At 64.5% G+C, this 13,120-nt stretch carries 9 protein-coding genes; all 9 read left to right on the forward strand.

Features of this window, described 5'->3' with window-relative positions; translation table 11 throughout:
- The first annotated feature begins 38 nt into the window (after nt 1-38).
- The 9 genes from H681_RS19480 to H681_RS19520 all read left to right on the forward strand — a co-directional run bounded on the left by H681_RS19480 (nt 39) and on the right by H681_RS19520 (nt 13,088).
- On the forward strand, nt 39-995 hold the full coding sequence (locus H681_RS19480; RefSeq protein WP_015478602.1) for a LysR family transcriptional regulator: 957 nt from the start codon (nt 39-41) through the stop codon (nt 993-995).
- Between the two features lie 57 nt (nt 996-1,052).
- On the forward strand, nt 1,053-1,832 hold the full coding sequence (gene yaaA / locus H681_RS19485; protein ID WP_015478603.1) for a peroxide stress protein YaaA: 780 nt from the start codon (nt 1,053-1,055) through the stop codon (nt 1,830-1,832).
- A 950-nt stretch (nt 1,833-2,782) separates the two neighbouring features.
- Nucleotides 2,783-4,093 (forward strand): GDP-mannose 6-dehydrogenase, encoded by a 1,311-nt coding sequence (gene algD, locus H681_RS19490; protein WP_015478604.1) that lies wholly within the window; start codon nt 2,783-2,785, stop codon nt 4,091-4,093.
- Nucleotides 4,094-4,208: 115 nt separating this feature from the next.
- A complete protein-coding gene (alg8, locus tag H681_RS19495) occupies nt 4,209-5,693 on the forward strand; it encodes a mannuronan synthase (protein WP_086009619.1) in 1,485 nt (494 codons plus the stop codon).
- 49 nt (nt 5,694-5,742) lie between these two features.
- Nucleotides 5,743-6,912, forward strand: coding sequence for a PilZ domain-containing protein (locus H681_RS19500; RefSeq protein WP_015478606.1), 1,170 nt, complete (start codon nt 5,743-5,745; stop codon nt 6,910-6,912).
- Between the two features lie 13 nt (nt 6,913-6,925).
- Entirely contained in the window at nt 6,926-8,335 is a 1,410-nt protein-coding gene (gene algK, locus H681_RS19505; RefSeq protein ID WP_015478607.1) for an alginate biosynthesis TPR repeat lipoprotein AlgK, read from the forward strand.
- A gap of 101 nt (nt 8,336-8,436) precedes the next feature.
- Entirely contained in the window at nt 8,437-9,867 is a 1,431-nt protein-coding gene (locus H681_RS19510) for an alginate export family protein (RefSeq protein ID WP_041712704.1), read from the forward strand.
- Between the two features lie 160 nt (nt 9,868-10,027).
- Nucleotides 10,028-11,659: a mannuronan 5-epimerase AlgG gene (gene algG, locus H681_RS19515; protein WP_015478609.1), complete on the forward strand. Its 1,632-nt coding sequence runs from the start codon at nt 10,028-10,030 to the stop codon at nt 11,657-11,659.
- Between the two features lie 10 nt (nt 11,660-11,669).
- The gene (locus H681_RS19520) at nt 11,670-13,088 is read left to right on the forward strand and encodes an alginate O-acetyltransferase (RefSeq protein ID WP_041712155.1); all 1,419 of its coding nucleotides are present in this window, start codon (nt 11,670-11,672) and stop codon (nt 13,086-13,088) included.
- Nucleotides 13,089-13,120 lie beyond the last annotated feature (32 nt).

Here is a 13,120-nt window from a genome sequence, read left to right on the forward strand (position 1 = left end):
CTGCTTATAATCGAAGGATTCCCCAACGGAGTCCCGTTATGGAGCTTGGCCGCTTCCTCAATGACCGCCTTGACTGGAACCTGCTGCGCACCTGGCTGGTGATCGGCCAGGAGCGCAGCATCAGCCGCGCCGCCGCACGCCTGCACCTGACCCAGCCGGCGGTCAGCCAGGCCCTGCGCCGGCTGGAGGAGCAACTGGGCGCCGCCCTGGTGCAGCGGCGTGGGCCACGCTTCGAGATCACCGCGCTGGGCGAGGAGATCCTGCGCATCGCTGGCGACATCAATGGCAATGTCTCGCGCCTGGCCGCGGCCCTGGAACAACCGGCCGACCAGGTGGTGGGCAAGGTCCGCCTGCTGAGCATCAGCCGCATCCAGTCCGACTTCTATGACGACTTCCTCACCGGCTTCCACCGCGCCCACCCCGGCGTGGAGCTGGATATAGAAGTGATGCGCAGCGCCGATGTACTCAGCTCGCTGCAACAGAAGACCGCCACCCTGGGCCTGGCGCTGTGCCGCCAACCTTCGCCGCGCCTGGAGCAGCGCACCTTCCTGCGCCAGCGCTACGTGTTCCTCTGCGGTCGCCACCATGCGCTCTACGGCCGTCGCGACCTGCGCCTGGCCGACCTGCAGGGCGAGGATTACGTCACCTTCACCAGCGACCAGATCGGCGAGGTGCTCTCGCCGTTGACCATCTTCCGCGACCAGCAGGGTTTCACCGGCAAGTTGGTGGCGTCCTCCCCCAGCCTCGAAGAAATCCGCCGACTGGTGAGTTGCGGCTTCGGCATCGGCTGCCTGCCGCAACACATCGTCGCCGACGACCTTGCCCACGGCAGGCTCTGGGCGCTGCCGCCGGAAGACGGCGTGGCCGATGTCGACATCCACCTGCTGTGGAATCGCGAGCAGAAGCACACCCAGGCCGAGCGCTGCTTCCTCGGGGAATTGCTCAAGCGCATGGAGCAGGTGCCGGTGGAGCAGCGCCTCCTATCGTCTCCATAGGTGGAGCCAACGCCCGCGACTCCTTACAATCGCGCCTCGCTTGAAGGAGACCGCACGATGCTGATGGTGATATCCCCCGCCAAGACCCTGGACTACGACACCGCCCCGGCGACGGAGCGCTTCACCCTGCCCGAGCACCTGGACGATGCGCAGGAACTGATCGGCATCCTGCGCGAACTGGCTCCGGCGCAGATCGCCGAGCTGATGCACCTGTCGGACAAGCTGGCCGGACTCAACGCCGCGCGCTTCGGCAACTGGCACCCGGACTTCACCCCCGCCAACGCCAAGCAGGCGCTGCTGGCTTTCAAGGGGGACGTCTACACCGGCATGCAGGCCGAGGACTTCAGCGAGGACGATTTCGACTTCGCCCAGCGCCACCTGCGCATGCTTTCCGGCCTGTATGGCGTACTGCGGCCGCTGGACCTGATGCAGCCGTATCGCCTGGAAATGGGCACCCGGCTGGCCAACGCCCGCGGCAAGGACCTCTACGCCTTCTGGGGCGAGCGCATCAGCGCCTGGCTGAACCAGGCCCTGGCCGAACAGGGCGACGAGGTGCTGCTGAACCTGGCCTCCAACGAGTACTTCGGCGCGGTGAAGCGCAAGGCGCTGAACGCACGGGTGATCGACACCGAGTTCAAGGACCTGAAGAACGGCCAGTACAAGATCATCAGCTTCTACGCCAAGAAGGCCCGCGGGATGATGGCGCGCTACGTGATCAAGGAGCGCCTGCGGAGCCCGGAAGGCCTGAAGGACTTCAACTACGCCGGCTACGCCTACAGCGCCGAGCAGTCAAAGGCGGACCAGTTGGTGTTCCTGCGCGACCACCCCGAAGACTGACCCTCCACGCCGGGAGCCCACCGGGCTCCCTCCCCCGCCGTGCCTGCCCTTTCCCCCGCCTGATGCCAAGTCGCCTGTAAGCCATTGACCATGAAATGAGTCAGTCAAAGGGCTACGGATTGTCTGTTTCCTGCGCAAAAAACACCCTAATGCCCCTACCCTACGGATGGTCTTAGTGACCGCTCGTCTGCTTCGCGCGGAATCGTGAGATTTTTTTTCGACCACCCATCCGCGTTCCCTGGCAGGAAAACCTTCCGATATCGTCCTCTGCCAGCAACCCATTGGCCACTAACAGCCCATTGCCATGACGTGCATTTCACGATTGCAACTTGCAATGAAGAAAGCTGAACGGCAGCTGAACGAATGTATCAAAGGCGATGCGCGGTCGTTTTTAATGAAAAATTCCATTGAACTTTTCAGCACCTTGCAGATTGCACTACAACAGCATACCCGGAAATAACTTCTCTTTTGCCACCATCCCGGCATCAAGTGATGTCATTTGGATATTTCAAAAGATTTCCCGCACGGGACAAGTGGAAGGAACTAACTCCGCCAAGAAAAAATCCTATTTCCGCAACGACCATTGATACAGATCAGCGAAGTGCATCGATGGCATGAGCGCTTTTGTTCTAACGATAAGTGCTTATCGATATAGAGCATTCACAAGCGCATGAAATAACTTAAGTTTTTAGATGAAAAGGCAATCATCGCCCCAAACCGGAGCACATCGGAGCGGATAAACGGCCCCTGTTGAAATCCGCCTGAAACAATACAGGGCAAGCATATGAAATTTGCCCAAAGACAGTGCTCTGAAGTTTAGCACTACTTTCCCTGCCTGACGGAGGAAGTACGGAGGACACCTGAAAGTGCCCTCCGCGGGTTCTTTCGACCTAAATAAACCGCCCTTCTGGGCAAATTTGAAAGTTCGACAATTGAACGAGGTGAATGCGATGCGAATCAGCATCTTTGGTCTTGGGTATGTTGGCGCAGTATGTGCCGGCTGCCTGTCCGCACGAGGCCACGAAGTCGTCGGGGTGGATGTTTCCACCACCAAGATCGATCTGATCAACAAAGGGAAGTCGCCCATCGTCGAACCCGGTCTGGAATCGCTGCTGGAGCAGGGTATCCGTTCCGCTCGCCTGTCAGGCACCACCGACTTCAAGAAGGCCGTGCTGGACACCGATGTGTCGTTCATCTGCGTCGGCACCCCGAGCAAGAAGAACGGTGACCTGGACCTGGGCTACATCGAATCCGTCTGCCGCGAGATCGGCTATGCCATCCGCGAGAAGAAAGAGCGCCACACCGTGGTCGTGCGCAGCACCGTGCTGCCGGGCACCGTGAACAACGTGGTGATCCCGATCATCGAAGACTGCTCCGGCAAGAAGGCCGGCGTCGACTTCGGCGTGGGCACCAACCCGGAATTCCTGCGCGAATCCACCGCGATCAAGGACTACGACTTCCCGCCCATGACCGTCATCGGCGAGCTGGACAGCCAGACCGGCGATCTGCTGGAAGAGATCTACCGCGAACTCGACGCGCCGATCATCCGCAAGACCATCGAGGTCGCCGAGATGATCAAGTACACCTGCAACGTCTGGCACGCCGCCAAGGTCACCTTCGCCAACGAGATCGGCAACATCGCCAAGGCGGTGGGCGTCGACGGCCGCGAGGTGATGGACGTCATCTGCCAGGACAACAAGCTCAACCTGTCGCGCTACTACATGAAGCCCGGCTTCGCCTTCGGCGGCTCCTGCCTGCCCAAGGACGTGCGCGCCCTCACCTACCGCGCCAGCCAGCTGGACGTCGAGCACCCGATGCTCGGCTCGATCATGCGCAGCAACCAGCACCAGGTGCAGAAGGCCTTCGACCTGATCACCGCGCACGGTACCCGCAAGGTCGGCCTGCTCGGCCTGTCGTTCAAGTCCGGCACCGACGACCTGCGCGAAAGCCCGCTGGTGGAACTGGCCGAGATGCTGATCGGCAAGGGCTACGAGCTGCAGATCTTCGACCGCAACGTCGAGTACGCCCGCGTCCACGGCGCGAACAAGGAGTACATCGAGTCGAAGATCCCGCACGTGTCCTCGCTGCTGGTTTCCGACCTCGATGCGGTGGTGAAGACCTCCGACGTGCTGGTGCTGGGCAACGGCGATGAACTGTTCGTCGATGTGGTGAACAAGGCGCCCGAAGGCAAGAAGGTGGTCGACCTGATCGGCTTCATGTCGCACGGCACCAACGAGCGCGCCGAAGGCATCTGCTGGTAAGCGCAATCGGCTCTTCGTAGGAGCGAGCTTGCTCGCGAAAGCTCTCCCCGAGCGGGTTCGCGAGCAAGCTCGCTCCTACAGGAGCCACCGCCCCAAGAAGCGACTGACGGATCTCATCATGGACACCTACAAACGAGTCATCGGTGAAGCCACGGGCTGGCTGGCCTTCCTCAGCCTGCTGATGGTGCTGGCGCTGCTGGTGCCCAAGACCGTGTTCGACGCCGACTCCAAGGACTTCCTGCTGCTGATCGGCGCGGTCGGCATCTGGCGCTATTCGATGGGCGGCCTGCACTTCCTGCGCGGCATGCTGTTCCTCTACGGGGTCTACCCCTACTACCGCCGCAAGCTGCGCAAGATGGGCGATGCGGCCGATCCATCCCACGTATTCCTGATGGTCACCAGTTTCCGCATCGACGCGCTGACCACCTCGATGGTCTACCGCTCGGTGATCCAGGAGGCCATCGCCTGCGGCTATCCCACCACCGTGGTGTGCTCCATCGTCGAGATGTCCGACGAGGTACTGATCAAGCAGCAGTGGCAGAAGCTCAATCCGCCTGAGCACGTGTCGCTGGACTTCGTGCGCATCCCCGGCACCGGCAAGCGCGACGGCCTGGCCCACGGTTTCCGCGCCATCTCCCGCGACCTGCCGGACGAGCACGCGGTGGTCGCGGTGATCGACGGCGACACCGTGCTGGAGCCCGGCGTGGTGCGCAAGACCGTGCCCTGGTTCAAGCTCTTCCCCAACGTCGGCGGCCTGACCACCAACGAGTTCTGCGAAGTGCAGGGCGGCTACATCATGAGCGAGTGGCACAAGCTGCGCTTCGCCCAGCGCCACATCAACATGTGCTCGATGGCCCTGTCCAAGCGCGTGCTGACCATGACCGGGCGCATGTCGGTGTTCCGCGCCCAGGTCGTCACCGACCCGGATTTCATCACCGACGTGGAAAGCGATCACTTGGACCACTGGCGCCTGGGTCGCTTCCAGTTCCTCACCGGCGACGACAAGTCCAGCTGGTACAGCCTGATGCGCCTGGGCTACGACACCTTCTACGTGCCGGACGCGGCGATCAACACGGTCGAGCACCCGCCGGAGAAAAGCTTCATCAAGGCCAGCCGCAAGCTGATGTTCCGCTGGTACGGCAACAATCTGCGGCAGAACTCCCGCGCCCTGGCCCTGGGCCCGCAACGCCTGGGCTGGTTCACCAGCGTGGTGCTGTTCGACCAGCGCCTGTCGATGTGGACCTGTCTGCTCGGCCTGGTCGCCGCGCTCATCGCCAGCATCAAGTACAGCATCGTCTTCCTGCTGGTGTACCTGCTGTGGATCGGCATCACCCGCTTCGTGCTGACCCTGTTGCTGTCGCTGTCGGGGCACCACATCGGGCCGGCCTATCCCCTGATCCTCTATTACAACCAGATCGTTGGCGCCCTGGTGAAGATCTACGTGTTCTTCCGCCTCGACCAGCAGTCGTGGACCCGCCAGAACACCAAGCTCGACCGCGGCCTGGCCAGCTTCCAGCAATGGTTCAACACCTGGTCCTCGCGCGCGATGACGTTCTCCGCGGCCAGCGTTTTCGTCGCCGTTTTGCTGACCATCGTCTGAAGGCTCCCTTTAGCCAAGCCCTTATTAGCTACGAACAGGACTCGACCCCATGAATACCGCCGTCAACGTCAATGTCGTGCACGAATCCGAAGCCCAGCGCCAGCACGCCCGGGTCAAACTGCCCGCGCGCATCCGCTATATCGGCGCCAACCGCGAAGGCGTCGATGCCCGCCTGCTGGACATCTCCGCCGGTGGCTTCGCCTTCACCGCCAGCGCTGCGCCGATCCAGGTGGGCGACCTGCACAAGGGCAAGCTGCTGTTCCAGATCGACAGCATCAGTTTCTCCCTGGAAGTGGACTTCCAGGTGCGCTCCTTCGCCCCGGACAGCCGTCGTGTCGGCTGCGAGTTCCAGCACCTGAAGCCGCGCGAGATCGCCGCGCTGCGCTACCTGATCACCTCCTTCCTCGCCGGTGAAGTGATCAGCGTCGGCGACATGCTCAACACCCTGCAGCGCGAGAACTTCACCAAGGCCCGCAAGCACGGCATCGGCAGCGGCGGCATGGGCTTCTTCAGCCGCATCCGCGCAGTGACCCTGAGCACCGCCATCTTCGTGGTCGGCATCGGCGCCTTCGCGGTGATCCTCAACAATATCTACAACCTGTACTTCGTCACCCATGCCGATTCGGGCGTGGTCAACGTCGCCAACCAGCAGATCACCATGCCCCGCGAAGGCACCGTGGAAAGCCTGGTGGACGCTGGCGCCGAAGTCGCCAAGGGCGCGCCGATCGCCACCTTCTCCGCCAATCTGCTGGACCTGCTCAAGGGCAACCTGACCGAAGAACAGCTCAGCCCGAGCAACATCGAGAAGCTCTTCGGCCACCAGATGAAAGGCACCCTGACCAGCCCGTGCGACTGCCGTGTGGTCGAGCAGCGCGTGGCCAACGGCCAGTTCGCCAACAAGGGTGACGTGATCTTCACCCTGACCCCGCGCGACAGCATCGCCACCGTCGAGGCGCGCTTCCCCTACCGCAACGCCGCCGAACTCTCGCCGGGCACCGCCGTGCACTTCCAGATCGCCGGTGACAGCGAAGTCCGCAGCGGCCGCATCGTCCGCACCGCGCCGGTGGACGGCGACCTGGCCTCGGAAATCCGCGTGCAGATCCAGCCCGACCAGCCGCTGGACAGCCAGCTCGCCGGCCGTCCGACCGAAGTCAGCATCGGTGGCCTGCCGGGCCGCACCCTGCTGAACAAGGCGATGGCCCTGGCCACCGCACGCTAAGAGGAAGCCCGCCATGAACCGTCCCGTCGAAGCCATGATCCCCAAGCAGGCCCCGAAGCTCGCCCTGGCTCTGGCCATCGCCGTGGCCGCTGGCTGCGCCGGCCTGCCCGACCAGCGTCTGGCCCAGGAGGCACTGGAGCGCGGCGACATCGCCACCGCCCAGGCCAACTTCCAGAGCCTGGCCACCCTGGGCTACGCCGACGCACAGGTCGGTCTGGCCGACATGCAGGCCGCCACCGGCGATCCCGCCGAGCAGGCCCGCGCCGAGAAGCTCTACCGGGGCGCCGCCGAGACCTCGCCGCGCGCCCGCGCCCGCCTGGGCAAGTGGCTGGCGGCCAAGCCCGGCGGCACCGACGCCGAACACCGCGAAGCCGAGCAGTTGCTGAACCGCGCCTTCAACGAAGGCGAGGACAGCGCGCTGGTGCCGCTGATCGTCCTCTACCTGCAATACCCGCAAGCCTGGCCGAACGTAAACCCGCAGCAGCGCATCGACCAGTGGCGCGCCCAGGGCCTGCCGCAGGCAGACCTGGCGCAGATCATCCTCTACCGCACCCAGGGCACCTACAACCAGCACCTGGGCGAGGTCGAGCAGGTCTGCCAGCGCTGGCTGAGCCGCATGGACGTGTGCTGGATGGAGCTGGCCACCGTGTACCAGATCCAAGGCAACGCGGATAAGCAGAAGGCTCACATCGAAGCGCTCAAGACCGCCTGGAAAGCCGGTCGCGTGCCCTCCGAACGCGTCGACTCGGTCGCCGGCGTGCTGGCCGACGAGAACCTCGGCGCCCCCGACCCGCAAGCCGCGCAGGCGCTGCTCAGCGAAATCGCCCCGGCCTACCCGGCGGCCTGGGTGAGCCTGGCCAAGCTTCAGTACGACCACCCCGACCTGGGCGACCTGGACCAGATGCTCGACTACCTGAAGAAGGCCCAGGACGCCGCCCAACCGCGCGCCGAGCTGCTGCTCGGCCGCCTCTACTACGACGGCAAGTGGACGCCGCAGGAGCCGCAGAAAGCCGAGCAGCACCTGCTCAAGGCCGCCGCCACCGAGCCCCAGGCGCACTACTACCTGGGCCAGATCTACCGCCGCGGCTTCCTCGGCAAGGTCTACCCGCAGAAAGCCGTGGACCACCTGCTGATCGCCGCCCGCGCAGGGCAGGCCAGCGCTGACATGGCTCTGGCACAGCTGTATTCGCAGGGGCGTGGCATTCGGCCGAACCTGGTCAACGCTTACGTCTTCGGCGAGCTTGCAAAACGCCAGCAGGTCCCTACCGCCACTGACCTGATGGCGCAGATCGAGCCGCAGATACAACCGGCCGACCGCACTGCGGCCCAGCAGTTGCTCAAGCGCGAGGAGCAAACGCGCGGCGCCAACTGGCAAGCCACCGTCAGCCTTCTGCAGAACAACCAGGAACAAGAAAACCTATGAAGCGCCTTGACCCGATGATCACTCCGCCGTTTGCTCTTATCGAAGGGATTCAGCCGCGTGCTCTGGCCTCCGCCGTTCGCCGCGCACGCCTGTTCCCAGCCATGCTTGGCGCCGGCCTCAGCCTCGCCGGCAGCCTGTTCGGCAGTCTCGCCTACGCGGCCGAGGAGCCGCCAAAGAACTACGGCCTGGACGTCAAGATCACTGCCGAATCCGAGGACGACCGCGACCTGGGCACCGCTCCCGGCGGCGACCTCAACGGTATCGGTATCGACCTGCGCCCCTGGGCCTTCGGCCAATGGGGTGACTGGAGCGCCTACGTGATGGGTCAGGCCGTTGCCGCGACCGACACCATCCAGACCGACACCATCCAGTCCGATGACATCAACAACGACAGCAGCGGCAACAACGACAAGCGCGAGCCGGACGACGCCTACCTGGCCCTGCGCGAGTTCTGGGTCGACTACGCCGGCCTCACCCAGTACCCCGGTGAGCACCTGCGCTTCGGCCGCCAGCGCCTGCGTGAAGAAAGCGGCACCTGGCAGGACACCAACATCGAAGCCCTGAACTGGACCTTCGACACCACCCTGCTGCGTGCCCACCTCGGCGCCGCCCAGCGCTTCTCCGACTACCGCACCGACATCACCGACCTGGCGCCGGACGACAAGGACCGCACCCACGTCTTCGGCGACATTTCCACGCAGTGGATGCCCAACCACTGGGTCGGCCTGCGCCTGCACCACTCCGACGACAGCGGCAGCCTGCCGGACCCGGGCGAAACCGTCGACTCGCTGGACAAGCGCTCCACCGGCGACCTCACCTGGGTGGGCCTGGAAGCCAACGGCGACGGCTACAACTGGCGCTCGCAGATGCCCATCAACTACTGGGCCGGCGCCACCTGGCTGACCGGTAACCGCGACCGCCTGACCACCGTCCCGGTGAACGGCGATCGCGTCGCCACCGGCAAGCAGAGCGGCGACGTGGACGCCTACGGCGTCGACCTGGGCCTGCGCTGGAACATCGACGAGCAGTGGCGCGTCGGTGGTGCCTATGCCCGCGGCAGCGGCGGCGGCAAGGACGGCGAGGACCAGTTCGAGCAGACCGGCCTGCAAAGCAACCGCTCCAACTTCACCGGTACCCGCGCCCGCGTGGCCCGCTTCGGTGAAGCCTTCCGCGGCGAGCTCTCCAACGTCGAGGCCGCCACCCTGTTCGGCTCCTGGCAAATGCGCGAGGACTACGACGCGAGCATCGTGTACCACAAGTTCCGCCGCGTCGACGGTGACTCGGACATCGGCAACAGCGGCATCAACGCCCCGCTGGTCAACGACTCCACGGACCTCGGCCAGGAGGCCGACCTGGTCGTCACCAAGTACTTCAAACAGGGTCTGCTGCCGGCCTCGATGAGCCAGAGCATCGACGAACCGTCGGCACTCGTGCGCCTGCGTGGCGGCGTGTTCAAGCCGGGCGACGCCTACGGCAGCCACGTGGACTCGACCATGCACCACGCCTTCATCGACGTCATCTGGCGCTTCTGAGGACTGCTGCGATGGCTGGTTTGTTCTTGGGCCCCGCGCTCGCGGGAACGACGGAAAAGCAGTCACGGGCGAGGACCTGCGCCTCGTCCCGCCCGCCCGTTCCTCCCGCGAATCCGGGAGTCCGGCAAACCACGCCAGAGCCCGCAAGGAGACAACGGCCATGAACCGCCATCCGTTACACGCCCTGCCGCTGACCGCGCTGTTGCTCGGCGGCCTGTTCAGCGCCGCCGCACCGGTGTGGGCCGCGCCGCCCGCGGAGAAGGCCCCCGCCAGCGCCGGACGGCAGCCCGCGTCCGGCTCGGCCCCCGCCGAAGAGCCGGGCCATACCCAGACGCTGAAGGAGTCCGGCAACTACACCGTGACCGCCGCGCCCAGCGAGCCGCTGCACCTGGACCCGCCGAAGCTGCCCGACCTCTCCGGCTACACCGCCGAAGCCGTGCAGAAGAAGATCGACCGCAGCAAGCGTGGCAAGGCGCTGGTGCAGCGCATGGTCCAGCAGCAGCCGTTGAAAGAGTTCACCGGCGGCAAGAACCGCCTCGCCGAATGGGTGAAGCGCCAGCGCCAGATGCCCCAGGCGATCTTCATCGACGGCGGCTACGTCAGCCTCGCGGACCTGGCCGGCAAGCTGCCCAGGACTGCGCTGGAGCAGGTCGAACCGGGGGTGTTCATCGCCCGCCTGCCCATCGTCGTCAACCAGGGCGCGACCCTGGAGATCGACGGCAAGGTCAAGGAACTGCGCCTGTCCCAGGACCGCGGCGCGTTCCTGGTCAACGACGGCAAGCTGTTCGTGCGGGACACCAAGGTCACCGCCTGGAACGAAGCGAAGAAGGAGCAGGCCTGGTTCAAGTCCCCCAATGAATTCCGTCCGTTCCTGGTCTCCTGGGGCGGCGCCGAGGCCTACCTGGTCAACAGCACCTTCCAGAGCTTCGGCTACAACGCCTCCAAGGCCTACGGCATCTCCATCTCGCAGTACAGCCCGGGCATGGACAAGACCATGAAGCGCCCGCGCCCCAAGGGCTGGGTGATCGGCTCGACCTTCGTCGACGCCTGGTACGGCTTCTACTGCTACGAGGCCGACGACCTCGTGGTGCGCGGCAATACCTACCGCGACAACATCATCTACGGCATCGACCCGCACGACCGTTCGCATCGCCTGATCATCGCCGAGAACGAGGTCCACGGGACCAAGAAGAAGCACGGCATCATCGTTTCCCGAGAGGTGAACGACAGTTGGATCTTCAACAACAAGACCTACGACAACCACCTTTCCGGGATCGTCCTGGACCGTAACTCCGAGCGCAACCTGGTGGCCTACAACGAGGTGTACCGCAACCACTCCGACGGCATCACCCTCTACGAGTCGGGCGACAACCTCATCTACGGCAACCAGGTGCTGGCCAACCGGCGCCACGGCATCCGCGTGCGTAACAGCGTGAACATCCGCCTGTACGAGAACCTCGCCGCCGGCAACCAACTGATGGGCGTGTACGGCCACATCAAGGACCTGACCGATACCGACCGCAACATCGACCTCGACCCCTTCGATACCAAGGTTTCGCTGATCGTGGTCGGCGGCAAGCTGGCCGGCAATGGCTCAGGCCCGCTGTCGGTGGACTCGCCGCTGTCGCTGGAGCTCTACAAGGTGAACATGCTCGGCCCGACCAAATCCTCCGGCATTTCCTTCAACGGCGTGCTGGGCGAGAAGCAGGACCAGATCTTCGACCTGCTGGTGCGCCAGCAACGCGCCGTGCTGATCGACCCCGTGGAAAGCCAGGCCGAATTGCAGAACTGAGGACCGACCGATGAAACGTATGACCTTCAACTTGCTGCGCCTGTCGAGCCTCACCGCCAGCCTGTTGCTCGCCCACCAGGCCCTGGCCGCCGACGCCTCGGCGCCGACCTACACCGCCCAGCCTACCGCGGCCCTGTGCCCGAACGCGGCCAACGACGCGGCCTACAACACCAAGTACCTGGGCTTCTTCACCCACCTGGTGCCGGCCCAGGAAGACTGGCTGTTCCGTACCACCTACGACCTGCGCACCGACTTCGGCACCAGCGCCGAGGGCTGGCGCGAGCTCAAGCAGCTGCGCGACGAACTCAAGCGCAAGGGCATCGATCTCGTCGTCGTCTACCAGCCCACCCGTGGCCTGGTGAACCGCGAGAAGCTCAACCCGCAGGAGAAGGCCAGCTTCAACTACGAGCTGGCCAAGCAGAACTACCAGGCGACCATCGCCCAGTTCCGCAAGGCCGGCATCTACACCCCGGACTTCTCCCCGCTGTTCGACGAGAAGGAAGAACACTCCTTCTACTTCAAGGGTGACCACCACTGGACGCCGTACGGCGCCATGCGCAGCGCGAAGATCGTGGCCGAGACCCTGAAGGAAATTCCGGCGTACGACGACGTGCCGAAGAAAGACTTCGAAAGCAAGCGCGTGGGCCTGCTGTCCAAGCTGGGCACCTTCCACAAGGCCGCCGCTCAGCTCTGCGGCAGCGGCTACGCACCGCAGTACGTCGACCGCTTCGAGACCGAGCCGGTGGGCGGCTCCGGCGACGGCGACCTGTTCGGCGATGGCGGCGATGCCCAGGTCGCCCTGGTCGGTACCTCCAACAGCGGCCCGGCCTACAACTTCGCCGGTTTTCTGGAGGAGTACGCCAAGGTCGACATCCTCAACAACGCCGTCTCCGGCGGCGGTTTCGACAGCTCGCTGCTGGCCTACATGACCAGCAAGGAGTTCCACGACAAGCCGCCGAAGATCCTCATCTGGGAATTTGCCACCCACTACGACATGGCGCAGAAGAGTTTCTACCGCCAGGCCATGCCGCTGGTGGACAACGGCTGCGCCGACGGCAAGCCGGCGCTGAGCCGCAAGATCAAGCTGCATCCGGGCCGCAACGAGGTGCTGGTCAACAGCGGCGCCCTGCCGATCCGCTCGGGCAGCTACACCGCCGACGTCACCTACTCCGACCCCGGCGTGCACGAACTCAAGAACACCATCTGGTACATGAACGGTCGTCGCGAGCAGCTGAAGATCGAGCAGTCCAAGGCCGTGGATACCGGCGGACGCTACGTCTTCGAGCTGCGCAACGACGAGGACTGGTCGAACCAGCAGTTCCTCTCCCTGGAAATCGAGGCGCCGGAAGACATGCCGGCGGGCCTGGAGGTCGAGGCCAAGCTCTGTCAAACGCCCAAAGCCAAGTCGGCCAATGTGGCCGCCAACTAGAGAGCGGGGACGAAAGCCATGCCCAGCCTACG

The organism is Pseudomonas sp. ATCC 13867 (assembly GCF_000349845.1).
Lineage (GTDB): Bacteria > Pseudomonadota > Gammaproteobacteria > Pseudomonadales > Pseudomonadaceae > Pseudomonas.